Genomic DNA, 23,095 nt, shown 5'->3' with positions numbered 1-23,095 from the left:
GACGGAAAGGACGAACACTGACAACAGTACACGCCAAGGGACGCGCAACCCGCATTGTCCCACAAAGCCCGGATCGTGGCGTCGATGCCGCAAGCCGCGCGCTTGAGCTGGTCCTCACAAGTCTTGAGGACTCGAAAGCAGAAGATATCGTCTCTATCGACATTGCCGGAAAATCGGCGCTGGGCGATCACATGGTGGTCGTGTCCGGACGCTCGAACCGTCACGTCGTGGCGATCTGCGAACATCTGATCACCGATCTCAAGGATGAAGGCTTTGGCGCACCCCGCGTCGAAGGCATTGAGGCCGGGGACTGGGTGCTGATCGACACTGGAGACATTATCGTGCATGTCTTCAGACCGGAAATCCGCGAGTTCTACAACATTGAAAAAATGTGGGCCGCGCCGGAATTTGAAGAAGGCACCGTCCTGCATTGACCGTCCTTTGCCGGTGATGGCCGGAACAAGGGGTTGCAGAAGGAGAAACGGCCCGTAAAAGGGCCTACAGCGCCGTGCGTTTTAAAAAACGCACAAAGGACGCTGTAGCACTTTAAATTTTCTGCATAATTTTCGCCTTAAATCTCATCCGGTTTAAGGAATTATGCAGGAGGTTTCTGTTTGCCTCCGTTGAAAGGACAGCAATGCGCATTGGCATCATTGCCGTTGGCCGGTTGAAAGCCGGGCCTGAGAAAGATCTTGTTGCCCGTTATCTGGACCGCTTTGCCAAGGCGGGACCGGCTTGTGGACTTGAATTTTCCAAGGTCACGGAGCTTGCCGAAAGCCGCGCCGGCAATGGCCCCACCCGCAAGCGGGAAGAGGCTGCGATGATCGAGAAATCTCTGCCGGACAAGGCGCTGGTGGTGATGCTGGACGAGCGCGGTAAACATCTCGACAGCGAAGCCTTTGCCACCTTTGTCGGTGAGCATCGGGACGCGGGCCGCCGTGATATGGCGTTGATCATTGGCGGGGCCGATGGTCTGGAGCCGGATTTCCGTGACAGGGCCGATCTTGTCGTCAATCTCGGCCGGATGACCTGGCCGCATCAGATCGTTCGTATTCTGATTGCCGAGCAGCTTTATCGGGCTGTCACCATTCTCTCTGGTCATCCCTATCATCGCGTCTGAGAGGATACACCCAGCCTATTGGCAGGCTTTGCCTGTCTCGAAAACGTGACCGCTCCGATCCTGCGGTTTTATCTTGACAATCACCCTCCTGTTTGGCGATAAAGGAGACAGTCGATGTCAGGTTTAGAGCTTCGCCATGCTGGTCTGTAGCTGCAATTACATTACCGACAAGGAAATCCGTGATGTGATCACGGAGATGCTGGATCAGGATTGCTGGCAGTTGATCGTTCCTGCCAAGGTCTATCATGCCATGGAAAAGCGTGGCCGCTGTTGCGGCTGTTTTCCCAATGTGGTCGATATCATTGTGACGACCACGGAAGCCTATCATGCCGCCCGCGCCAGCGAAGAGGACAAGGTGGTGGATTTTATCGATCGCCTGAAGAAATTTCAGCAGGAACAGAAGCAGGAATTGATCGAGCGGCGCAACCGTCTTGCCCGAACCGCATGACTGCATGGACAAAAAAGACAAAAGCTCCGCTGAGGAGCTTTTTTTTTGCCGCGTGGCTTGATCTTTTGCCGGAAGTCTCTTTAGAGTAATTCTAAATTGGTGGCTGGATGATGTGTCCAACCATCTCGTATTTCAATGATAAGAAAGGACCGATCATGAAGGGCGATGCCAAGGTTATCGAGCGTCTCAATCAGGCGCTGTTTCTGGAGCTGGGCGCTGTCAACCAGTACTGGCTGCATTACCGTCTGCTGGAAGACTGGGGCTATACCAAGCTTGCCAAGAAGGAACGGGCCGAGTCTATCGAGGAAATGCAGCATGCGGACAAGCTCGTTGCCCGCATCATTTTCCTGGAAGGTCATCCGAACCTGCAGACGCTGGCGCCGCTGCGCATCGGTCAGACGGTGAAGGAAGTGCTGGAAGCCGATCTTGCCGGTGAATATGACGCACGCACCGCCTATAAGGAAAGCCGTGATATCTGTTCTCAGGCTGGCGACTATGTCTCGATGAAGCTGTTTGAAGAGCTTTTGATGGATGAGGAGGGTCATATCGACTTCCTCGAAACCCAGATCGAACTGCTCTCCAAGCTGGGCGAAGAGAAATACGGCCAGCTCAACGCTGATTCCGCCGACGCTGCCGAATAAAACATCAATGAAAAAGCCCGGCGGTATCGACCCGCCGGGCTTTTGCTTTATGCTTTGAGTGCTTTTTCAAACAGCCGTCCCAGCCGCTCGGCAAAGGCGCGCGGTTCTGTTGGTTTGTCGCCATCGAGAATACGGGCCTGATCGTAGATCAGGTGAACGACATCATCCTGCAGGGCAGGATTGGATTTTGCCCCCGCCACAGCCTTGATCAAGGGATGTTCGGCATTGATTTCCAGAACCGGTTTGGACGTTGCCTTCAACTGTCCGGCCCCTGCCAGAAGCTTTTCAAGCTGTCGGTCATAACCGCTTTCGCCAGCCACAAGGCAGGCGGCGCTTTCCGTCAGCCGGTCGGAGGAGCGCACGTCGTCCACCTCCTCTTTTAGTTTTTCCTTGGCATAGGCTATGAAGGCGGCAATATCGGCTTTGGTATCGGCAGAAACCTGCTCATCCTCTTCCTGGGCCGTTGTCTCGGTCTTGGGAAACTGCGCCAGATCGGTAGCGCCCTGGCTGACGGATTTGAAGCTCTTGCCCTCGAAATCCGGTGCGCTGGTCACCCAGAAACTGTCGATCGGGTCCGACAGCAGCAACACCTCAATGCCGCGCGCGCGAAAACCTTCGAGCTGCGGTGAGGCTTTCAACTGTTCGAGACTGCTGCCCGTCAGATAATAGATAGCAGTCTGTTCCGGCTTGGCATCCTTGATGTAGTCGGCCAGTGACCGTGATGCCTCATCCGAGGCCGTGGTGCGGAAGCGGGAGAGTCCCAGAAGCTGGCCGCGGCGCTCATAATCATCATAGAGACCTTCCTTCAGCACCGCGCCGAAGGTGTCCCAGAACCGCCTGTAGGCCTCGGCATCGTTCTCGGCCTGTTTTTCAAGGCTTGTCAGGATGCGATTGGTCACGCCCTTGCGGATGGCCGCAAGGATCGGGCTTTCCTGAATCATTTCACGTGAAACGTTGAGCGGCAGATCGGCCGTATCGACCAGACCGCGAACAAACCGCAGATAGCGCGGCAAAAGCTCGGCATCATCCGTGATGAAGACGCGCTTGACGTAAAGCTTCATCCGACCTTTGCGATCGGGATCGAAGAGATCGAAAGGCGGCAGGCTCGGCACGAAACCAAGCGCGGTATATTCATGCCGCCCCTCTGCCTTGAAATGGACAGTCAGCGCCGGCTCGTCATACTGACCGGAAACGCTGCGATAAAAATCGGCATAATCTTCCTTGGAAACATCGGATTTGGCCTTCGTCCAGAGCGCCGAGCCGTCCGTGATTTCGACTGGTTCTTCACCCGGTTTGGACAGGAGGCGGATCGGGACCGGCACATGGCCGGATTGCTGCTTGACAATGCGCTCCACCTCGAAACGGCTGGTGTAGTTTTTTGCCTCCTGCATGAGATGAAGCGTGATGCGTGTGCCGCGCGCCGGAGCCTCAGCCAGATCGACGGGGCGGACCGAATAGCTGCCCTTGCCATCCGAACTCCAGAGCCAGGCTTCATGGGAACCAGCCCTGCGCGACACGACATCGACCCGTTCGGCGACCATGAAGGAGGAATAGAAGCCGACGCCGAACTGACCGATCAGCTGCGCGCCCTCTCCCGCCTTGGCCGCCTCGATCCGCTCCATGAAGGCGCGGGTGCCGGAGCGGGCGATGGTGCCGAGCGCCTCGATCAGTTCGGCCTTGCTCATGCCGATGCCATTGTCTTCGACGATCAGTTGCTGCGCTTCTTCGTTCAGGGTGAGAAGGATGCGCGATTGCGGCGCATCGCCCAGCAAGGCAGGTTCGGCAATAGCTTCGTAGCGAAGCTTTTCACAGGCATCGGCGGCGTTGGACACCAGTTCGCGCAGGAAAACATCCTTGTCGGAATAGACCGAATGAACCATCATATGCAGAAGGCGGGCGACATCGGCCTCGAAAACATGCGCTTCCTGATGCGCATCCTGTGGCTTTTCTGTCGTTTCCGTCGTCATGTCGTTCATCTCCTCAAATATCGATTGTCAATCAAACTTTGCTGACCTGCAGGCAGATTGCCTGCGATGACGGCTGAGGTGGAGAAACACGGGGCGAAATTCAAGATCCCCCCATCAACTCCGGGAAAATCAAATCATCTCAACGTCGATCGAGGAGGTCTGCCAGTTCCTGTGCATAGCGGAAATGCGCCCGTTCGGGGGAAGGTCGATCCGCAACATCCTGCATGGTGTTGAGCAGCCTTTCGGCCATGGCCTTTGCCCCTTCGGCAATGGCCTCTTTGCCGAGAAAGCCGCCCCGTACCTGAATCGTTGCGGCCATGGCGCGAACAAGACCATCGAGAAGCTCTGGATCGGGTGGCGTCCTGTTGCACCAGAAGGTGGCAAGCGAGCCTTGATGGGTCAGGCCCGGAACATCGTATATGGCAGGGGCCAGCGCAATGACCGGACATCCGGCCTGCAATGCGGTCAGGCCGACGGTGGAATTGACTGTGACAAGTCCGCGGCTGAGCTGGATCAGGTGGCCAAGATCGCCGCCATCGATCACATCGACACGGTCCGCCACATTCAGCCGCCGAGCCATGGTTCCAATTCGACCGTTCCAGTTTTGCAGACCGTTATCGATGGGGTGAACCTTGAACAGCAGCCGGGCGTGCGGATCGGCGTGGCGGGCAAAGGAGACAAGCACCGCTTCGAGAATGCGGAACAGATCACCGCCCGGTGCATGGCGGCGAATTTGATAATCTCCCGGAAGCTGCAAGGGAAACAGGAAGATGTCATTGGTCTTGGCTTCTTCCACAATGGTGGAGGCAATCCGTTCTGCGTCACGCCGTCGTGCATGCCGTCTCATCCCTTTCCAGATCCAGCCGCCATATTCCACCGCAGGGTGGACCGCGCCATGGGTCTGGTAATGCGGATGCAGCAGAAAGCCCAGCAGGACATTGGGAATGTGATAGACAAGATCGCTGAGCGCATAGACGAGGAAACTGGAGGGAAAGGCGGCGTGGCTCGGCAATGGCGGTGCCTTTTCGGCCAGCGCCCGGATTGCTGCGGGGTTTGCCGGGAAACAGGACTGGCTGGACATGCCGAAGGGCTCGACCGTCAGCCAGTCCGGGCGCAGATAGCCGTGCTCGAAAATATGGACGCCCAGACCGAGCGCACGACCGATATCGATGGCAGCGGCATGTTTGTCGCGGCCATCACCAAGCATCAGCAGATCGGTGACGCCTCGGCGGCGGATGAGGCTTGCCAGCCAGTCTGGCCAGTCCGAATTGCACCCGCGATAGAAACAGCCCTTTCCTCTCCAGAAGATCACATCTCCGAGACAAAAATTGACCTTTGTGACACGGCAGCCGTGTGCTTCAAGATGCTGGGCAAGCCGCCTCAGGAACGGCGAAGCTGGCCCCTGCAGAAAGAGGAAATGCCTGGACCTTGTCACTTGACTTTCATGCTTCACTCGTCGATTGCTCTTGTTATGTAGACATCTCTTAAGATGTTCCGCCTCATTAAAATGCCGCCAAAGCCTTATTTTCGCTGCATAGAACCCCATGATGGCAATCTCAAGAGAAGATGAAAAGGGCGTATCCGGCATGGCGTTCAACGATGCGGAAAAATCCATCCTGTTTCTTCAAGGCCCGCCTTCGATCTTCTGGTGTGAATTTGCTGGCGCCTTTGAGGATGCCGGCATTAAAACCTGTCACGTCAATTTTACTGTGGGTGACTGGGTGTTCTGGCGCAAGCGGGGGGCTAAACATTACCGTGGCTCGTTGAAAAACTGGCCGAATTATCTGCGCCGCCTGATTGAAGAGCGCGCCATTACCGATATCGTCTATTATGCCGACCGGCTCCCCTATCATGCCGCCGCCAGCAAGCTTTGCTCCGAACTGGGTGTGCGGTGTCATGCGGTAGAATGGGGCTATCTTCGACCGGACTGGCTGACCTTCGAGCGTGGCGGCATGGGCCGTTTTTCGCATTTTCCCAACGATCCCAAGCTGATCCGTGCCATCGCCGCCAAAGTTGGCGAGCCGGACGTTGCGGTCAAGTATCCGCATACTTTTCTGGCGGAAGCTTTCAATGAGGTGATCTACAATCTGCTCAATTTTTTCGGGCGTCCCTTCTATCCGTTCTACAGTGCTGACAAATATTATTCGGCCCTTGTCGATTATCTGCCGTGGCTGTTGAAATTCGTCTCGCGACCGGCACGACTGCCGGCGGGCTTCCTGGAAAAGGGGCATGATCCTTTTTATCTCGTTGCCCTGCAATTGCAGAGCGATTACCAGATCCGCGCCAATTCCTCCTATCGCCATCTGCGCGATATGATGCGTCAGGTGGTGCAATCCTTCGTCAGGAACGCGCCTCCAAACAGCAGGTTGTTGTTCAAGCAGCATCCGCTCGATAACGGGCTGGAGCGATGGCAGTCAGCCTTGCGGATGATTGCCCGCGAATTCGGTGTTGAAAACCGGGTTGTCTTTATCGATGAAGGCGATCTGCATGATATACTGGCTGAGACATCGGGTGTGATTGTGGTCAATTCCACCGTTGGCCTGCACAGTCTGCGGGCGATGAAGCCGACGATCATCCTTGGCTGTGCAGTCTTCGATGTGCCGGGTTTGACCCATCAGGGTGGTCTCGACAGCTTCTGGACCCATCCCGAGCCGGTGGATGCCACACTGATGGCCGATCTGGTCAAGGCCATGGCGGCAACCATTCAGGTCAAGGGCGATTTTTTCAATCCGGAGGGCCGCAAGGCAGCCATTTCTGCCATGGTGGCCCGTATTGTCGAGGAAAAGGTCAATATGCCGGATGCTTTTGTCGAGCCGCCACCGCGTCTTGGTCTGGCCAAGGGCATTCCCTATGCCCTGAGCCTGCAGCAGGAGGTGCATGTTGACGACGAAAGTCTTGCACCGGAGTTGGTCTACAGTAAAACGCCGACGGCCTGAGCGATCGATTCCTCTGTGCTTTCACCGGTCTCCGTTCAGATCATCCGGCAAGATGGTGAAAGGCTTTTACGACGTCTTCGTAAACGCGTCGCTTGAAAGGCACGATCAGATCTGGCAGGCTTGCCATCGGCTTCCAGTCCCATGCGTCGAATTCCGCCTTTTCATTGCCGGGGGGCGGATCGATACGGATCTCGTTTTCATGGCCCTCGAAGCGGAAGGCAAACCAGCGCTGGGTCTGGCCGCGATATTTGCCTCTGAGCCCAATGCCGATCAGATGTGACGGAAGGTCGTAATTGATCCATTGCGGGGCTTCGGCCAGAAGCGAGACGCTTTCCATACCGGTTTCTTCAAAAAGTTCGCGGTAGGCAGCCTGCAACGGCTCTTCGCCCGGATCGATACCGCCCTGCGGCATCTGCCAGAGATTGGGGGAGCCGTCATATTCCGAATTGCCGATGGCAATCCGCCGCCCGGTCCAGACCAGACCGGCAGGGTTCAGCACCATGACGCCGACACAGGGTCGGTAGGGAAGGTCTTCAGCCTTGACCGTGCTCATATACTGCAATCCTCTTGTTTAAAGCCCGTTGAAGGGGCTCATTTCTGGGCATCGAGCGCCAGGGCCGAAACCCCGACGATCTCGATACCACGGCCTTCGGCCTCGTGCACCCATTTGGCAATGCCGGCAACGCTTTCATCGAAGGCAGAGGCAACGCCAATGGCGCTGCCATTGCGTCGTGCAATGCGTTCAAGCTCGTCCAGCCGGTTGAGGATGGCATTGGATTGCAGTTGATCGTCGATCTGCAGGTCGGCGACGGCATAGGGCATGTTCAACGCCTTGGCAAAACCCGATGTCAGCGATTGCTGAGCGGAACCGTCATCCAGGAACAGTAGACCGCGACTGGAAATATCGCGCATGACCGGATCGAGTGCGGCGGCATCGGAGAGGAACCGTGCGCCCATATAGTTCATGATGCCGGTATAATTTGTCAGGCTTGCCATGGCGCGATGCAGGTCTTCGAGGTTTTGCGGGGCCGTGGCATTGACCCGCAGCGTGCCGCGACCAGGATCGTTCGCCGGATAACCATAGGGTTCGAACGGCACCTGCAACAGGATTTCATGGCCAGCACGACGCGCATCCTGCATCCAGCGTCCAAGGCTGTTTCCGGTTGAGGCAAACGCAAGCGTCACCTCTGGCGGCAACAGCTGTATGGCCCTTTGCGTGCCGGTCTGACTGAGACCCAATCCGCCCACAACAATGGCGATGCGGGTGCCATGCGCCCCGGACCAGGGCCGTGCATATTGCTCCACAGGCCGCAGACCGTCCGGCCCGATCACGGGAAGGCGCCCGACAGGGCTGTCCTGCAACAGATCGGGATTGGGCGTGCCTGCCATCAACAGATCCTGGCCGATATGCGGCGCCTGCACCAGTTCCGGCCCGGTGCCATCCCGCTCGGACGGAGCATATTTGGTGACAACCGAGCCATCGGGCAGGAGGGTGCGTTGAACCATGGCCCCTGAGGTTGGAGAACGCGTCTCCAGCGTCCGGGGTTCGTCCAGCTGCTTTTGCTGGCGGATATCGGGCGTTTTCGTTGAATCAGCCACGGCCACGGTTTTTGCCGGCAGAGGAGGGGATGATGATGCAAGCGGCAAAGGTGTGAGCGCCGTGTGAAGCGAAAATCCGACAACTGCCGCCACAATACAGCCGCCTGCCAACATCTTCAGGATTTTCAATGGAGGGGCCCTGCGACGCTTGCGGGGTTTCTGGCCCAAGGGCTTATGGAGATCCGAGTCCCAATCCTGACCCTTATCCGACACGCTTTTATCATCCCTTCAAAAGAAGACCGGCCAGAGAAGGCCGGTTTTCATCCATGGATCCCTGAGACAATTCATGGGATTTCCGGTGGATGCATGACTCCACCGGAAAGACCTTGTCTTATTTGCTGTTGGCTTTTTCCAGCTCGACCTTGTTCGGGTCTGGCGGGAAAGCCTTGTCTTTCTTCGTGCCGTTCAGCAGGTCAAGCGCGTAATGCAGTTGCACGTCGTCCTTCGGATCCGGCGGGACATAGGCGATGGAGCCGGAGCCGGCCTTGGTCTCGAACTGGCCCTGAATATGGCCCGGCAGCGAGGATTCGCCTTCCGGACGCAGCTTGCCCTGCAGATCCTTCGGCAGCGGCTCTTCCACCGTGATGTCAGGCGTAATGCCGGTGCCCTGGATGGAGCGACCAGACGGCGTGTAATAAAGCGCGGTCGTCAGTCGCAGCGCACCATTGTCGCCCATGGGGATGATGGTCTGGACCGAACCCTTGCCGAAGCTGCGCGTACCGACGATCGTTGCACGCTTCAGATCCTGCAGTGCGCCGGACACGATTTCCGCAGCAGACGCGGTGCCGCCGTTGATCAGCACGATCAGCGGCTTGCCATCGGTGAGATCGCCCGGAGTGGCGTTGAAGCGGCGTGTATCTTCGGGGTTGCGTGAACGGGTGGAGACGATTTCGCCCTTCTGCAGGAAGGCATCGGAGACGTAGATCGCCTGGTCCAGCAGACCGCCCGGGTTGAGGCGCAGGTCAAGAACATAGCCCTTGAGCTTGTCTTCCGGCACCTGCTTCTTGATCTTGGCGATGGCGGCCTGAAGATCGTCAAAGGTTTTGTCGGTGAAGGAAATAATGCGCAGATAGCCGATGTCGCCATCTTCAACGCGCGACTTGACCGCCCTGATCGGGATGATTTCGCGCATCACGGAAAATTGCAGCGGCTTGTCCGCACCCTTGCGCAGAATTGTCAGCTTGATCGGCGTGCCGACCTTGCCGCGCATCTTTTCAACAGCGTCCTGAAGCTGCATGCCGCGCACCGGCTGGCCATTGATTTCCGAAATCAGGTCACCGGCGAGAATGCCGGCCTTTGCGCCGGGTGTATCGTCAATGGGGCTGACAACCTTGACGAGACCGTCTTCCATGGTCACTTCAATGCCGATCCCGCCGAATTCACCTTTGGTCTGGGTCTGCATGTCCGCCGCTTCTTCGGCGTTCATGTAGCTCGAATGCGGGTCGAGAGAGCTCAACATGCCATTGATGGCGGCTTCGATCAGCTTCTTTTCGTCCGGCTTCGTCACATACTGGGCACGGATCCGTTCGAATACATCGCCGAACAGAGCCAGTTCCTTATATGTCGAATTGCCCGCCGCTTCGGCCGGAACTCCGGCCGAATAAACGACGCTCATGGCCGTCGCGCCCATCAGCGCGCCAACCAGCATGATTGAAGCCTTACGTATCATTGCGTACCTTTCCGGCGTCCTTTGCCCACCATGGTCGGGAATCAACCGCGTTGCCGTCTTTTCTGAATTCTATGTAAAGGGTTGGGCGATCTGTTTCCAGCGCGAATGCTGCTGCACTTGCGACTCTTCTCATACCCATAGCACCGATCGGCTCGCCAGCCAGCACGAATTGACCGGCATGCACATTTACGCGCTCCATACCGGACAAAACAATGTGATAGCCCTTGCCTGGATTGAGTATGATCATCTGCCCGTAACTGCGAAACTGTCCTGCATACACCACCGTTGCATCCGAAGGCGCGGTGACGACCGCAGATGGCGCGGTTGCCAGGATCATGCCCTTGGCGTCATGTCCGGTTCCATCGGGATCGCCAAAGCGCCGTAAAACCGCACCCGCCGCCGGATAAGCAAGTTTTGCCTTCAAATCGTCAAAGGCAAATGCAGGGGCAATACGGTTTTTATCGGGCGGAAGCGTTGCTGCCTGACGCCGTTCCTCCTCCGTCATGCCTTGTCGTTGCGCCTCTGCCTGGCGGGCATCCGCCATGCTCTGTCGCACCGAGCCGATATTGCTTTCGAGAGAGGCGATCAAGCCCTGCATGGATGACGATTTCTGTGCAAGCTCCTGCGCGCGTTGCAATTCGCTTTGCAGGGCAGCATTGTTTGCCGCGCTTTGACGGGCATTTTCGGCAAGCAGCATGTTCATGCGGCTTTCTTCTTCCTGGCGGCTTTTCAGCGCGGCCACGGCTTTTTCGTGTTCAGCCTCACTGGCCGCGCGCAGTTTCGCAAGACTTGCCAGATCGCTTGCCAGTTTGTCGGTCTGTTTGCGGATGCCGGGGACCACCGAACCGAGCAGAATGGCCGTGCGCACAGCAGACAAAGCATCGTCCGGCTTGACCAGCAGGGCAGGCGGGGGATTGCGCCCCATGCGTTCGAGTGCGCCGAGAACCTCGGCCAGAACGCCGCGTTTCTGGCGGAAAGACTGGCGGATTGTATCTTCCTTGACAGCATAATCGGCGAGTGTCTGCTCGCTGTCGGAAATCTTCTGTTCAAGATCTTGACGACGAGCGGCACTGTCGATCAATGCCTGCCGCAGGTTGGCGCTGCTCTTGTCGAGTGTGTCGATGCTCTGGCGCAGCGCGTCGGTTTTTTGGGCGGACACTTGCAGGGACTGGGCAATATCGGCCAGTTGCGCGGAAATTTCATCCCGCTTCGCCTGCAGGTTGGCCGTGCCGTTGCTGGAGGATGTATCGGGGGATGTTGGCTCTGATGTTGCAGTTGAGGTTTTGCTGTCTGTTTCTGCGGGGGATGCCGTCGGCTGCTCAGCCAAGGCAAGGTCATGACCGTTGCCAGACCAGAGGCAAAGGGCGACAGCCACCCCAAACAGGCGCTTTGCCGCGCCCAGACATCCGCCCCGCTGATCAGTCTGCATGAAATTCTTGCGGCCAATTTGTTCCGTTCGATCGCCAAATTAGCCTATTCCTCTCTTGGACGAAAGACGGAAAGCCAAAATGACAGTTTTCTGATCGAACGCGAGCGGATGTCTTCGGCAAGGGAGGGCCCGGCCAGTGGCCGGGCGCAGGCGTTCCGTTAACGGCAGACGCGCTCCATATGCACGATCTTCTTACCATGATGCCAACGCACGACTTTCTTATTGAAGCAATGGCGTTCGTGATGATGTTCCTTTTTCTTGATCACCACGGTTTCGGCCTGGGCTGCAGCGGCACCGAGGGCGAGCGTAGAGACCGCCAGCACGGTCGCGCACAGAAATTTTCTCATGTCATCTCCTGACGATCAATTGTTAAGGGCCGATCCGATCTGAAACGGCCGCTTCCAATGGGTTTTTGCCATGTGTCTTTTCAGGAAAACCCGCAGGGCATCCTCTTTCCGACAAACGGCAGGCCCGAATTAACGCATCGGACCGATGATCGTTGCATCATGCAATTGTGGTTTTTCAAAGCTTTCCGGTTCCGGTTCACAGATGTCACGCTTTGTTGAGACGATCAGAAATCGATGGCGCGGCCATTGATTTCCCAGTCGCCGAAGCGGGCCGGATCAGCGCCGCCGCGCCCGCCGATTTCACGGGCGGGTTCGGACTCTGTTTGGGCCTTGCGGCGGGCCTCTGCTTCGTCCAGTGCGCGTCTGGCTGCGGGCGTGAGCGGGCGCGCGATATGCTCCCTTGCTGCTGAAACCTCAGCGGCAGATGTGTTTTCAGTGTCGGTCATTGTCGTTCTTCCGCTCCCTGACGATTGAAACGCGGTGATCAATATTTACATCTAAGGCGAAGGCCGTTGTTGGAAAAGCCCTTCCTTGGGCAGCGAGCAGCCTACTCCTGCATCATTCCTGAAATCGGGTAGGATTGAAGGTGAAAATGATGCAGCAGATTAAACGTGTTACAGCGAGTTTTGTGAGCCACATTGGGCCCACGGCGCCGTAGACAGTCAGTCGAGGAATTTGAACCATGAACATGATCCGTACGGCCATGCTGCTGGCTTTCATGACCGCCCTTTTCATGGGTGTCGGTTTTCTCATCGGCGGCAAGGGCGGCATGATGATCGCCCTGATGATTGCGGCAGGCATGAACCTGTTTTCCTACTGGAATTCCGACCGCATGGTGCTTTCCGCCTATCACGCGCGGGAGGTGGATGAGCGCAGCGCGCCGGAATTTTACCGGATTGTCCGCGATCTTGCCCGCAATGCCGGTCTGCCCATGCCGAAGGTCTATGTGTTCGACAATCCGCAGCCCAATGCTTTCGCCACTGGGCGCAATCCCGAAAACGCCGCCGTGGCTGCCTCGACCGGGCTGTTACAGCGGTTGACGGCAGAGGAGGTCGCGGGCGTCATGGCGCATGAACTGGCCCATGTCGAGCATCGCGACACGTTGACCATGACGATCACGGCGACGCTGGCCGGGGCGATTTCCATGCTGGGCAATTTTGCCTTCTTCTTTGGCGGCAGGCGCGATGAAAACGGCAACAGCACCGGTCTGATCGGCGTTCTGGTGGCAATGATCGTTGCCCCGCTTGCCGCCATGCTGGTGCAGATGGCCATCAGCCGCACCCGCGAATATGCCGCCGACCGGCGCGGGGCGGAAATCTGCGGCAATCCGCTCTGGCTGTCTTCCGCCCTTGCCAAAATTGCTGGCGCCCATCAGCCGAATATGCAGGCCGAGCAGCATCCGGCCACCGCCCATATGTTCATCATCAATCCGCTGTCGGGTCAGCGAATGGACAACCTGTTTTCCACCCATCCCGATACGGCAAACCGCATTGCTGCGCTTGAGACGCAGGCGCGGGAGATGGGCGTTGGTCATCCGGCTCGTCCGCAGTCATCCGGTTGGACGGCAAGCGCTGCCAGCCCCTGGGGCGCAAGCCATGGCTCTGCGGTGGATCATGGATCGACGGATGGTCCCTGGGGTGTTAAGGGGAGGCAAAGACCGCGCTCCGTCCCTTCCACCGGGGGGCGACGCCAACCGGATGACGCCCCGAAGGGACCATGGACTTGAACGATCAGCGCCCCGCCCAGAAGAAACCCCAAAAGAATGGGCGCAGGATCACACCCGCCTCTCTGGAAAACCAGCATGAGGACAAGCCCGGCCTTGCGGCGCGCATTGCCGCAAGCCGGTTGCTCTCGGCGGTGATCGACAAGAAAACATCGTTGGACGGCATGACCGACAGCCAGCATGGCAATCCGGCCTATCTCGCTCTCAACGACGCTGACCGGGCGCTGGTCCGGGCGATCGTGACCACGGCTTTGCGCTTTCTGCCACGGCTGGAAGCGATGATTGCCGCCCGGCTGGACACGCCTTTGCCGGAGGGCGCGCGCGCCCTGCATCACAGCCTGATCATTGCCGCCACCCAGATCGTCTATCTCGACAGCCCCGACCATTCGGCGGTGGATCTGGCCGTGGAGCAGGCCCATCGCGATCCGCGCAACCGCCGGTTTGCCAAACTGGTCAATGCGGTTCTGCGCCGGCTGGTCAGGGAAAAATCCGCAGTGCTGGAAGAGACATCCGGCATTGTCTGCCTGCCCGACTGGTTTTACCGGAGGCTGTCTTCTGTCTATGGCGAGCCGGCGGCAAACGCCATTGCCGAGGCGCAGTTGCAGCCTGCGGCCATCGATCTGACCGCCAAGGCCGATGCCGCGCTTTGGGCGGAGAGGTTGCAGGGCTTTCTGCTGCCGACGGGAAGCATCCGTCTCGGCGCTTTTTCCGGCGCGGTCTCTGCGCTGGAGGGGTTCGAGGAGGGGGTCTGGTGGGTGCAGGATGCCGCCGCCAGCCTGCCCGTCAAGATGTTCGGTATGCTGAAGGGCAAAACCGCCGTCGATCTCTGTGCTGCCCCCGGCGGCAAGACGGCGCAACTGATTGCTGGCGGCGCTGTCGTGACGGCGGTCGAGCAATCAGCCAACCGGTTGAAACGGCTGGAGGGTAATCTGGCGCGTCTCGGGCTGGAGGCGACGCTGGTGCAATCTGATCTTCTTGCGTTTGCGCCGCAGACGCTGTTCGATCTGGTGCTGCTCGATGCGCCATGTTCCTCGACCGGTACCATCCGGCGTCATCCGGATGTTCTGTACACCAAGGGACCGGAGGATATCGCCAAGCTGGCGGGCGTTCAGGAAAAACTGCTGCGCCACGCGGTCACCCTGGTGAAACCGGGCGGCAGCATCGTCTTTTCCAATTGCTCGCTCGATCCGGTGGAGGGCGAAGAGATGATGAGTCGGCTTTTGAACGAGCGCGACGATCTTCAACGTGTACCGCTTTTGCCATCTGACTGGCCGGGACTGGAAGAGGCGGTCACGCCGCTCGGTGATTTTCGCACTTCGCCTGCCATGCTGCGGCTGGACAACGGCTTTGCCAGCGGTCTCGATGGTTTTTATGCCTGCCATCTGCGCCGCATTTGACCGGTGGTAAGACGAATTTAACAGGTTTTTTACTAAAATTGCAGTCATTGAGCGCGCGTCACTTCCACCAGGATGAGGGCGCGGGTGCTGTAACGTTTGAATCTGCTGGATGATGTCTCCTTAAATCGATTTTGCTCGTCAAGTCTTGCGTGAAAGACGAATACTGGATGCCGCAACCTGATGTTCCGACCCTGCCGATACTGACGCTTCGCCTGATCGGGTGGAAGATGCGCTTTCGCATTCGGATTTTGTTGACGGCAGGCGGGCGTCGGATCGGCGCGGGCAAGGCCAGGCTTCTGGTTGCGCCAACCGATCTGCGCGCCATCGATCCGTTCATGGCGTCGGAAATTCTGCAAGGCCGGTTTCCACTGGCCGGGCGGCTGATGGAGTGTGAAGGTCTTTCTCCTTTCTCACTGGAGCCGCCCTCACGCGCTTTTGCCGAACGGCTGCATTCCTTTTCCTGGCTGCGGCATTTGCGAGCGGAGAAAAATCCCGCCACCCGCGCCCATGCCCGCCGTTTGACCGACAGCTGGATCGGGCTGAGCGGCAAGAGGCGTGGCATTGCCTGGGAGGCGGATGTGCTCAGCCAGCGGCTGATTGCCTGGCTCTCCCATTCGCCGGTTCTGCTTCAGGATTGCGACGCCGGATTTTACCGCCGTTTCGTCAAAAGTCTGATGCAGCAAATCGCTTATGCAAGGCTGTTGGCGGCGGCCCAGCCGGAAGGTCTGACAAGGCTGAAGTTGACCATTGCGCTTGCCATGGCCTCGATTGCCGTGACCACGCCGAAACGGCTGATCCGCCGCGCTGCCGACCGGCTGGATGAGGAACTCACCCGCCAGATGCTGCCCGATGGCGGCCATATCTCCCGCAATCCGCAGGTGGTCCTCGACCTGTTGTTCGATCTCCTGCCTCTGCGTCAGACCTATATCAATCTTGGCCAGACGCTGCCGGTCCGGCTGATCCCGACCATCGACCGGATGTTTCCGGCGCTGCGCTTCTTCCGTCATGGCGATGGCAGTCCGGCGCTGTTCAACGGGGCGAGCGCCATTCTCGCCAATGACCTTATGGCGCTGCTGCGTTATGACGAAAGCGGTGGCCAGCCGTTCAAGGCGCTGCCCTATAGCGGTTATCAGCGGCTGGAAGCGCAAGACAGTGTGCTCCTGATCGATACCGGCGCGCCGCCGTCGGGGTTTGCCAGTCTTGGCGCCCATGCCGGGGCGCTGTCCTTCGAGTTTTCCAGCGGCCGCCATCGGCTGGTGATCAATGCCGGAGCACCGCGTTTTGCCGATGAGCGGTTCCGTCAGATGGCGCGCGCCACCGCCGCCCATTCCACCCTGATCATTGCCGACCGCTCATCGAACCGGCTGTCCAGTTCACCGCGCCTCGGTCCCATCGTTATCGATGGCGTCAAGACCGTAGAGGTCAATCGTGCGATGGCAGAGGATGGCAGTGACCATCTGACCGCCCGCCATGACGGCTATCTGGCCCCTTTCGGCCTGCTGCATGAGCGCGATCTCAGGCTGAATGCAGCGGGGACCAAACTGGTCGGCTGCGACCGCCTTTTAGGCGCAGATCGCAAGCTCATGGCTGGCGCGCCGCCTGACGGCAGCCTGATCCGCTTTCACATCCATCCGTCGGTCAGGCTGGTGCAGCAGGACGATCATTCCATCCTGCTTCAGGCCAATGGCAGCCTGACCTGGCTGTTTTCCGTGCCAACGGGCTTTCCGGCGATAGCCGAGGATGTGTTTTTCGCCGGGCTTTCCGGCATGGAGCGGGCACAGCAGATCGAAGTGCCGGTGCTTGCCGCCGAAACCTGGTGGTTCTTTTCGCGGCTGTGACCATAAAGCCGGTTTCCTTGGCGGGTCTGCTATGCTAGGCGGGCGCTATATTTGGCCCCCCTGTTTCCTGCCCAAGGAGTGATCGTCATGGCTGTCCAGTCGAAGAAAATTCCCGTTCCGGAGCGCGTCAAGATCCGCACCGCCCTGTTGTCCGTTTTCGACAAGACCGGCATTGTCGATCTCGCCCGCGACCTTGACACCATGGGCGTCAGATTGCTGTCCACCGGCGGCACCTTCAAGGCGATCAAGGCGGCGGGCCTGCCGGTCACAGACGTGTCCGATGTGACCGGTTTTCCGGAAATCATGGATGGACGGGTGAAAACCCTGCATCCGATCGTGCATGGCGGCCTTCTGGCCATCCGCGACGATGAAGAGCATCAGGCGGCTATGGCAGCTCACGGCATTACGGGTATCGATCTCGCCGTGATCAATCTCTACCCCTTTGAGAGCGTGCGCGCTGCGGGGGGTGATTACCCGACCACGGTGGAAAATATCGATATCGGCGGCCCGGCGATGATCCGCGCCAGCGCCAAGAACCATGCCTATGTCACCACCGTAACCGATCCGGCCGATTATGCCGAGTTGCTCGACGCGCTGAAAGCCAATGACGGCCAGACGGATTACGCGCTGCGCCAGCGTTTCGCGGCCCGTGCCTATGCCCGCACCGCTGCCTATGATACGGCCATTTCCAACTGGTTTGCCGAGGCGCTGTCTATCGACATGCCGCGCAACCGGGTGCTGGGCGGTACGCTGAAGGAAGAAATGCGTTACGGTGAAAACCCGCATCAGAAAGCCGGTTTCTACGTCACCGGCGATCAGCGCCCCGGTGTCGCCACTGCTACGCTTTTGCAGGGTAAGCAGCTTTCCTACAACAATATCAACGATACGGATGCCGCCTTCGAGCTGGTTTCGGAATTCCTGCCGGAAAATGGCCCTGCCTGCGCCATCATCAAACACGCCAATCCCTGCGGCGTGGCGGTTGGCAAGACGCTGGTCGATGCCTATCGCCGGGCGCTTGCCTGCGATAGCGTGTCTGCCTTTGGCGGCATCATTGCGCTGAACCAGACGCTGGATGCCGAAACGGCAACCGAGATCGTCAAGCTGTTTACCGAAGTGATCATCGCGCCGGATGTCAGCGATGAGGCCAAGGCCATCATCGCCGCCAAGCCCAATCTGCGCCTGCTGGTCACCGGCGGTCTTGCCGATCCGCGTGCGCCGGGCCTGACGGCCAAGACCGTTTCAGGCGGCCTTCTGGTGCAGAGCCGCGACAATCTGGTGGTTGAGGATCTCGATCTTAAGGTCGTGACCAAACGCGCCCCGACCCCGGCCGAACTGGACGACATGAAGCTTGCCTTCAAGATTGCCAAGCATGTCAAATCCAATGCTGTGATCTATGCCAAGGACGGTCAGGCTGTCGGTATTGGCGCCGGCCAGATGAGCCGGGTCGATTCTGCCCGGATCGCCGCTATGAAGGCTGAGGATGCGGCAAAGGCCATGGGTCTTGCCGAACCTCTGACCCGCGGCTCCGCAGTGGCCTCGGAAGCCTTTTATCCTTTCGCTGATGGTCTTCTGGCCGCCATTGCCGCAGGCGCTACAGCCGTGATCCAGCCGGGTGGTTCGATGCGCGATGCCGAGGTGATTGCCGCCGCCGACGAGCATAACGTCGCCATGGTCTTCACCGGCATCCGCCACTTCCGCCATTGAGGACAAAGCATAAGCGGGTGAAAATCAGTTCGGGAGCCACATGTCTTGAAAAAGCATGAGGCTCCCGAAGGATTTGATTAACCGCGCGCCGCAAGCGTGGGAGACAGGGGACGGGAAAGACCGGCAAGGCTGACGGCATTGTCCGCCACCGGCTTGCGCATTACCGGCACCAATGTTTCCACCTCGTCGCCATAGCGCTCGGCATTGGCGATGGCCTTGTCCAGATTGCTGGTTTTTTCCGGATCGAGGCGATAGATCGTTCTGCGATATTCAAACATGTCGCGATAGGCGGCGCGTTCGATAATCGGCGTGTCGAGCACCCGCACTGACCGCTCGGCCAGCAAGGTTTTCACTGCGCGAAGCGCGCGGGTCGTGACCAGCGAATTGACCCTTGACAGCACGACGGCATGGGGAATGCGGATATTGCCCTTGCGGTCGAGATATTGCAAAAGCTCGATCACCTGTGCGCCGCCTTGTGCATCCATCGAACTGCCCTGGATCGGGATCAGCACATGGTCGGAAAGACCAAGTGCTGTGGCCAGAAGCGGCGACTGCGCTCCGGGAAGATCGACAATGATATAGTCGGCCCAGGTGCGATAGGCTTCGATGGTTTTCTGCAGCGAACTCACGGAGATATAGGTCGCGACCTGCAGATCGGGACCGGGATTGGCGCCCTCGAACCAGCGGGAAATCCAGCGTTGCGGATCGGTGTCGATCACGGCAACCCGGTAGCTTCGACGCATCAATTCGGTGGCAAGCAGCAGCACGGCGGTGGTCTTGCCGGCTCCCCCTTTGGTGTTGGCGAAAGTTATGATGGGCATGAGGCACCCCTGAGCCAATGGTCGGAACGTTCGAGCCGCATCGCTCTCATAGCCCCGTTAATCGGGCCGAATCATTGCTGTCATTATAGCGGTCTGCTGCTCACGGCCAAAGGACGATGTGGAGGTTGAGTGCAATCAACTGATATGCGCTTTTCTTCAAGCATCGCTTTTTGAAGAGAAAGCTGTGTGCCCCAATTGTGCTTTTGGAGCGCTTGCGAAATTGTGCAGCGCCCATGTCCTGGCCCATGTCCTGAAACTCTCCGTTTTCAGGAGATCGTCTGTGTCGCCTTGCGACACAGACCAATCGCCGCATCACTGGCTATTGAACGACGAATTTGAGGCGTCAGGGGTGTGTTCGGCGTTTGCTAGTCGTTCGTGGGCTTCGTTTTCTTTCTTCAATTTGTCTTGATTGTGATGCCACTTGATTGCGAAGAACGCGGCGGTGCCCAACACGATAATCTTGAACGGAATGAAGACTATAGGGAACCAGTCAACCCAGTCGCTCGTCATTGATCACGTCCTTTCAAAAACTTGATGAATGTAACCTGACATAGGATAACGCCATCAGGAGTGAAACGAGCGTTTCGTCGCATGAGGGGGATGCATGGTGCATAACATGCATCTCTTCGTCTTTGTGGAGCAAGCCGGTTCTGCCATTGCTGTGAATGTTATTTGCGCCGATGGTCTTCCGTCATGATTTCGGCGGCGATCTGATGCAGCGGCACGATCCGGTTGACACCGCCATGGGCGATAGCTTCCTTCGGCATGCCGAAAACGATGCAGCTTGCTTCATCCTGTGCCACGTTGAACGCGCCTGCCTGATGCATTTCCAGCATGCCGCGTGCGCCATCGTCACCCATTCCGGTCATGATGACGCCCATGGCGTTGGCGCCAGCAGCCCGGGCTGCCGAACGGAAAAGCACATCGACCGAAGGCCGGTGGCGGGAAACCAGCGGACCGCTTTTCACCGCAACATGATAGCGCGCTCCCTGCCGTTCCAGGAGCATATGGCGGTCGCCCGGGGCAATCAGCACATGGCCGCGCAGGACGGGATCGCCATCTTCCGCCTCCTTGATTTCCATTTCACATAGGCCGTTCAGGCGTTTGGCAAAGGCTGCGGTGAATTTTTCCGGCATGTGCTGGACGATAACGATGCCAGGTGTATTGGCCGGCAGCGCTTCCAGCAATTCGCGCAGGGCCTCTGTCCCACCGGTGGAGGCGCCGACGCAGACCACCATTTCCGTCGTCTTGGCCATGGCCCTGCCGGTTGGCGGCGGTAACATGGCATCGGCAGTCAGTTTCTTCGCAGGCTCTTTTACGTTTACGCCTAACGCGGCGGAGGCGGACATCCGCGTTGAAGAGCGGGCACTCAATCGCGCATGAGAGGCGCTTTTGACCACTTCGCAGATCCGCGGGCCTTGCTCGGCGAGAAAATCCGCAGCGGCAATCTTGGGTTTGAGAATGACATCAACAGCGCCAGCCTCCAGCGCCTGCATCAGTGTTTCGCTGCCTGCTTCCGTCAAAGAAGAGCACATGACCACCGGTATCGGCTTTTGCGCCATCAACCGGCGCAGAAAGGTAATACCGTCCATCCTCGGCATTTCCACATCCAGCGTGATCACATCCGGCACTTCATCGGCAATGCGTTTTGCCGCAATGAAGGGATCGGAGGCTGAGCCGATCACCTCGATGTCCGGATCGGATTGCAGAACCTGTGTCATGATTTGCCGGACAGAGGCGGAATCATCGACGATCAGAACACGGATTTTCCTCCCCATGCATTTTCATCCTTTTATGAAGATCGTGTTGGCAACCTGCTTGAGTGGCAAATTCATGCCGGCAATCGATTCCGAATGGCCGATGAAGAGATACCCGCCCTTGTCCAGGCAGTCGCACAACCGGCTGAGAACGGCATACTGGGTTTTCTTGTCGAAATAGATCAGAACATTGCGACAGAAAATCACATCCATCGGCTCACCGACAGAATAGCTGTCATCCATCAGATTGAGACGGGCAAAGGCCACATGAGAGCGCAGATGCGGGGCAATCCGCACTTCGCCACGGTTGCGGTCGCGTGCAACCAGCACATAGCGTGCCGCAAGGGAGGCAGGCACCGGTTCGACAGCATCTGCCGGATAAATGCCTCTCTGTGCTTTTTGCAGCACTTCCGTCGACAGATCCGTTGCCAGAATCCGGTAATCCTGTCCCTTCTGATCGCGCAAGAAGTCGTCGATCACCATCGCCAGCGTATAGGGTTCCGCGCCGATCGAGCAGGCGGCACTCCACACGCGAAGCCGTCGCAGACCGCGTTTCATCAACTCAGGCAAAGCATTGGCCTGCAGAAAATCGAAATGGCTCGGCTCGCGGAAAAAATCCGTCTTGTTGGTGGTGACGACGTCGATCAGGTGCAGAGCTTCGGCTTCCAATCCGTCGCCCTCAAACAGATAGTCACAATAGCTGTCGAAATCGACAAAACCGGTTACCCGCAAACGACGACGCAATCGCCCTTCCAGCATCACCTTCTTGGCATCCGGCATTTTGATGCCGCTGTAATTATAAATGAACTCGGCGAGTCTCCGGAAGTTTCGAGAACTCAGACCGCTCTCCGAAACCGGAACTTCCTTTAAAGCATTCACGCTATCACTCTCCAGTCTCAAGAGGCCATGCTTTGCTGAGGTGCAATCGCAAATGTCTTTTCATCGTCTGAAAACAGCCGTGTCAGATCAATGATCACAACAAACCCGGAGTCGCGGCGGACAACTCCATGAATATAGTCTGATTTCCAGCTTATCCCGATATCCGGTGCAGCTTCGATGTCCTTGCGCATGAAAGGAACCACCTCGAAGACCTTGTCGGCGACCAGACCGATTGCCAGGTTGCGGTTTGCAAGCGGAACATTCATGACGAGGATGCGGGTATGCGGCGTCTTGACGGTGCGCGACATGCCCAGCTTCAGCCGCAGGTCAATCACCGGAACGCCCTGACCACGAACATCCCTGAGGCCCAGAAGATACTCCGGGCCATGGGGAATCTTGAACGTATCTTCATGATCGAGGATCTCGCGCACCACGGTGACAGGGACCGCGAAGACTTCCTCACCCAGACTGAAGGTTACGAACTGGGTTTCTCCCGATTCCGTTGTCATATCACGCGCTCTCCTTGAAACTTTTGTCTTCGTCATCCGGGCCGCCCATCGTGAGGTTGAGGGCAAAGCCTTTGGCCCGATCCTGCTGTGTTGCGACGCTCTGTCCGGCTTTGGCCGGTCTTTGTGGTGAAGCAGCCTTTCGGCCTGCAGCCTGGGATGCCGGAGCCTTGGCGGAACTGCGGCCCGCCATGGCCGCCGCGGCAGACTGGCGCTCCACCTTGAAGAAGGCGATGGAGGCCTGCAGCTCTTCAGCCTGAGCGGCCAGCTCTTCCGAGGTTGCCGACATTTCCTCCGAGGCGCCCGCATTCTGC

At 58.2% G+C, this 23,095-nt stretch carries 23 protein-coding genes and 1 pseudogene; 10 read left to right on the top strand and 14 right to left on the bottom strand.

The features are described from left to right. The first annotated feature begins 17 nt into the window (after window positions 1-17). The 4 genes from rsfS (at window position 18) to bfr (ending at window position 2,209) form a co-directional block, all read left to right on the top strand. Window positions 18-434 (top strand): ribosome silencing factor, encoded by a 417-nt coding sequence (gene rsfS / locus NAC44_RS18695; RefSeq protein WP_250943184.1) that lies wholly within the window; start codon window positions 18-20, stop codon window positions 432-434. Window positions 435-637: 203 nt separating this feature from the next. Then, window positions 638-1,120, top strand: a complete 483-nt coding sequence (gene rlmH, locus NAC44_RS18690) for a 23S rRNA (pseudouridine(1915)-N(3))-methyltransferase RlmH (protein WP_250943080.1) — start codon at window positions 638-640, stop codon at window positions 1,118-1,120. A gap of 136 nt (window positions 1,121-1,256) precedes the next feature. Beyond that, on the top strand, window positions 1,257-1,568 hold the full coding sequence (locus NAC44_RS18685) for a (2Fe-2S)-binding protein (RefSeq protein WP_250943079.1): 312 nt from the start codon (window positions 1,257-1,259) through the stop codon (window positions 1,566-1,568). A gap of 155 nt (window positions 1,569-1,723) precedes the next feature. Beyond that, a complete protein-coding gene (gene bfr, locus NAC44_RS18680) occupies window positions 1,724-2,209 on the top strand; it encodes a bacterioferritin (protein WP_250943078.1) in 486 nt (161 codons plus the stop codon). A gap of 47 nt (window positions 2,210-2,256) precedes the next feature. Here bfr and htpG read toward each other — a convergent pair whose 3' ends face one another. Beyond that, window positions 2,257-4,176: a molecular chaperone HtpG gene (gene htpG, locus NAC44_RS18675; RefSeq protein ID WP_250943077.1), complete on the bottom strand. Its 1,920-nt coding sequence runs from the start codon at window positions 4,174-4,176 to the stop codon at window positions 2,257-2,259. Window positions 4,177-4,315: 139 nt separating this feature from the next. Beyond that, window positions 4,316-5,488, bottom strand: a complete 1,173-nt coding sequence (locus tag NAC44_RS18670) for a capsular biosynthesis protein (RefSeq protein WP_250943076.1) — start codon at window positions 5,486-5,488, stop codon at window positions 4,316-4,318. 235 nt (window positions 5,489-5,723) lie between these two features. Here NAC44_RS18670 and NAC44_RS18665 point away from each other — a divergent pair, with 235 nt between their 5' ends. Further along, entirely contained in the window at window positions 5,724-7,112 is a 1,389-nt protein-coding gene (locus NAC44_RS18665) for a capsule biosynthesis protein (protein ID WP_250943075.1), read from the top strand. Window positions 7,113-7,152: 40 nt separating this feature from the next. On the opposite strand, the gene NAC44_RS18660 is transcribed toward NAC44_RS18665, so the two are convergent. The 4 genes from NAC44_RS18660 to NAC44_RS18645 form a co-directional block, all read right to left on the bottom strand. After that, the gene (locus NAC44_RS18660) at window positions 7,153-7,665 is read right to left on the bottom strand and encodes an RNA pyrophosphohydrolase (protein ID WP_250943074.1); all 513 of its coding nucleotides are present in this window, start codon (window positions 7,663-7,665) and stop codon (window positions 7,153-7,155) included. 38 nt (window positions 7,666-7,703) lie between these two features. After that, window positions 7,704-8,711, bottom strand: coding sequence for a divergent polysaccharide deacetylase family protein (locus NAC44_RS18655; RefSeq protein WP_338022106.1), 1,008 nt, complete (start codon window positions 8,709-8,711; stop codon window positions 7,704-7,706). Between the two features lie 331 nt (window positions 8,712-9,042). Further along, the gene (locus tag NAC44_RS18650; RefSeq protein WP_250943072.1) at window positions 9,043-10,380 is read right to left on the bottom strand and encodes a S41 family peptidase; all 1,338 of its coding nucleotides are present in this window, start codon (window positions 10,378-10,380) and stop codon (window positions 9,043-9,045) included. Further along, entirely contained in the window at window positions 10,370-11,809 is a 1,440-nt protein-coding gene (locus tag NAC44_RS18645) for a murein hydrolase activator EnvC family protein (RefSeq protein ID WP_420839984.1), read from the bottom strand. The genes NAC44_RS18650 and NAC44_RS18645 overlap by 11 nt, the downstream gene beginning before the upstream one ends. On the opposite strand from NAC44_RS18645, the gene NAC44_RS18640 reads away from it, so the two are divergent. Beyond that, complete coding sequence (locus NAC44_RS18640; protein ID WP_250943070.1) at window positions 11,717-11,971, top strand: hypothetical protein; 255 nt, start codon at window positions 11,717-11,719, stop codon at window positions 11,969-11,971. The two genes, NAC44_RS18645 and NAC44_RS18640, sit on opposite strands and share 93 nt — an antisense overlap. Here the strand turns inward: NAC44_RS18640 and NAC44_RS18635 are convergent. Both NAC44_RS18635 and NAC44_RS18630 read right to left on the bottom strand, forming a co-directional pair. Beyond that, window positions 11,968-12,156, bottom strand: coding sequence for a hypothetical protein (locus NAC44_RS18635; RefSeq protein WP_250943069.1), 189 nt, complete (start codon window positions 12,154-12,156; stop codon window positions 11,968-11,970). The genes NAC44_RS18640 and NAC44_RS18635 overlap by 4 nt on opposite strands. A gap of 224 nt (window positions 12,157-12,380) precedes the next feature. Continuing rightward, window positions 12,381-12,602 carry a DUF1674 domain-containing protein gene (locus NAC44_RS18630; protein ID WP_250943068.1) on the bottom strand — a complete coding sequence of 74 codons (222 nt, stop codon included), beginning with the start codon at window positions 12,600-12,602 and terminating at the stop codon, window positions 12,381-12,383. Window positions 12,603-12,838: 236 nt separating this feature from the next. Here NAC44_RS18630 and htpX point away from each other — a divergent pair, with 236 nt between their 5' ends. From htpX to purH, 4 genes are all read left to right on the top strand, one after another. Beyond that, window positions 12,839-13,882, top strand: a complete 1,044-nt coding sequence (gene htpX, locus NAC44_RS18625) for a zinc metalloprotease HtpX (RefSeq protein ID WP_250943067.1) — start codon at window positions 12,839-12,841, stop codon at window positions 13,880-13,882. Further along, window positions 13,873-15,276, top strand: coding sequence for an RsmB/NOP family class I SAM-dependent RNA methyltransferase (locus NAC44_RS18620; protein ID WP_250943066.1), 1,404 nt, complete (start codon window positions 13,873-13,875; stop codon window positions 15,274-15,276). The genes htpX and NAC44_RS18620 overlap by 10 nt, the downstream gene beginning before the upstream one ends. 167 nt (window positions 15,277-15,443) lie before the next feature. Next, the gene (locus tag NAC44_RS18615; protein WP_250943065.1) at window positions 15,444-17,114 is read left to right on the top strand and encodes a heparinase II/III family protein; all 1,671 of its coding nucleotides are present in this window, start codon (window positions 15,444-15,446) and stop codon (window positions 17,112-17,114) included. A gap of 87 nt (window positions 17,115-17,201) precedes the next feature. Beyond that, entirely contained in the window at window positions 17,202-18,818 is a 1,617-nt protein-coding gene (gene purH, locus NAC44_RS18610; RefSeq protein WP_250943064.1) for a bifunctional phosphoribosylaminoimidazolecarboxamide formyltransferase/IMP cyclohydrolase, read from the top strand. A gap of 77 nt (window positions 18,819-18,895) precedes the next feature. Here purH and NAC44_RS18605 read toward each other — a convergent pair whose 3' ends face one another. The 6 genes and pseudogenes from NAC44_RS18605 to NAC44_RS18580 all read right to left on the bottom strand — a co-directional run. Then, window positions 18,896-19,639: a ParA family protein gene (locus NAC44_RS18605; protein ID WP_250943063.1), complete on the bottom strand. Its 744-nt coding sequence runs from the start codon at window positions 19,637-19,639 to the stop codon at window positions 18,896-18,898. Window positions 19,640-19,951: 312 nt separating this feature from the next. After that, the gene (locus NAC44_RS18600; RefSeq protein ID WP_250943062.1) at window positions 19,952-20,149 is read right to left on the bottom strand and encodes a hypothetical protein; all 198 of its coding nucleotides are present in this window, start codon (window positions 20,147-20,149) and stop codon (window positions 19,952-19,954) included. A 158-nt stretch (window positions 20,150-20,307) separates the two neighbouring features. After that, window positions 20,308-21,417, bottom strand: coding sequence for a protein-glutamate methylesterase/protein-glutamine glutaminase (locus NAC44_RS18595; protein WP_250943061.1), 1,110 nt, complete (start codon window positions 21,415-21,417; stop codon window positions 20,308-20,310). Between the two features lie 6 nt (window positions 21,418-21,423). Then, window positions 21,424-22,290: a CheR family methyltransferase gene (locus NAC44_RS18590; RefSeq protein WP_274706967.1), complete on the bottom strand. Its 867-nt coding sequence runs from the start codon at window positions 22,288-22,290 to the stop codon at window positions 21,424-21,426. Window positions 22,291-22,292: 2 nt separating this feature from the next. Beyond that, window positions 22,293-22,784, bottom strand: a complete 492-nt coding sequence (locus tag NAC44_RS18585) for a chemotaxis protein CheW (protein ID WP_250943059.1) — start codon at window positions 22,782-22,784, stop codon at window positions 22,293-22,295. A 1-nt stretch (window position 22,785) separates the two neighbouring features. Then, window positions 22,786-23,095, bottom strand: a pseudogene (locus NAC44_RS18580) (methyl-accepting chemotaxis protein); the annotation flags it as partial.

Origin of the sequence: Allorhizobium sonneratiae (assembly GCF_023700755.1) — a bacterium.
Lineage (GTDB): Bacteria > Pseudomonadota > Alphaproteobacteria > Rhizobiales > Rhizobiaceae > Allorhizobium > Allorhizobium sonneratiae.
The sequence above is the reverse complement of the archived record's forward strand: the minus strand, read 5'-3'. Positions and strand labels throughout refer to the sequence as shown.

Bases quoted from the DNA above. Each gene is read 5' to 3' on its own strand.
- NAC44_RS18630 (WP_250943068.1), bottom strand. From the start codon at position 12,602: ATGACCGACACTGAAAACACATCTGCCGCTGAGGTTTCAGCAGCAAGG.
- NAC44_RS18615 (WP_250943065.1), top strand. From the start codon at position 15,444: ATGCCGCAACCTGATGTTCCGACCCTGCCGATACTGACGCTTCGCCTG.
- NAC44_RS18645 (WP_420839984.1), bottom strand. From the start codon at position 11,809: ATGCAGACTGATCAGCGGGGCGGATGTCTGGGCGCGGCAAAGCGCCTG.
- rlmH (WP_250943080.1), top strand. From the start codon at position 638: ATGCGCATTGGCATCATTGCCGTTGGCCGGTTGAAAGCCGGGCCTGAG.
- NAC44_RS18635 (WP_250943069.1), bottom strand. From the start codon at position 12,156: ATGAGAAAATTTCTGTGCGCGACCGTGCTGGCGGTCTCTACGCTCGCC.
- NAC44_RS18665 (WP_250943075.1), top strand. From the start codon at position 5,724: ATGGCAATCTCAAGAGAAGATGAAAAGGGCGTATCCGGCATGGCGTTC.
- NAC44_RS18595 (WP_250943061.1), bottom strand. From the start codon at position 21,417: ATGGGGAGGAAAATCCGTGTTCTGATCGTCGATGATTCCGCCTCTGTC.
- htpG (WP_250943077.1), bottom strand. From the start codon at position 4,176: ATGACGACGGAAACGACAGAAAAGCCACAGGATGCGCATCAGGAAGCG.
- NAC44_RS18660 (WP_250943074.1), bottom strand. From the start codon at position 7,665: ATGAGCACGGTCAAGGCTGAAGACCTTCCCTACCGACCCTGTGTCGGC.
- NAC44_RS18650 (WP_250943072.1), bottom strand. From the start codon at position 10,380: ATGATACGTAAGGCTTCAATCATGCTGGTTGGCGCGCTGATGGGCGCG.
- NAC44_RS18605 (WP_250943063.1), bottom strand. From the start codon at position 19,639: ATGCCCATCATAACTTTCGCCAACACCAAAGGGGGAGCCGGCAAGACC.
- bfr (WP_250943078.1), top strand. From the start codon at position 1,724: ATGAAGGGCGATGCCAAGGTTATCGAGCGTCTCAATCAGGCGCTGTTT.
- NAC44_RS18640 (WP_250943070.1), top strand. From the start codon at position 11,717: ATGACCGTTGCCAGACCAGAGGCAAAGGGCGACAGCCACCCCAAACAG.
- htpX (WP_250943067.1), top strand. From the start codon at position 12,839: ATGAACATGATCCGTACGGCCATGCTGCTGGCTTTCATGACCGCCCTT.
- NAC44_RS18585 (WP_250943059.1), bottom strand. From the start codon at position 22,784: ATGACAACGGAATCGGGAGAAACCCAGTTCGTAACCTTCAGTCTGGGT.
- NAC44_RS18600 (WP_250943062.1), bottom strand. From the start codon at position 20,149: ATGACGAGCGACTGGGTTGACTGGTTCCCTATAGTCTTCATTCCGTTC.
- NAC44_RS18620 (WP_250943066.1), top strand. From the start codon at position 13,873: ATGGACTTGAACGATCAGCGCCCCGCCCAGAAGAAACCCCAAAAGAAT.
- purH (WP_250943064.1), top strand. From the start codon at position 17,202: ATGGCTGTCCAGTCGAAGAAAATTCCCGTTCCGGAGCGCGTCAAGATC.
- NAC44_RS18685 (WP_250943079.1), top strand. From the start codon at position 1,257: ATGCTGGTCTGTAGCTGCAATTACATTACCGACAAGGAAATCCGTGAT.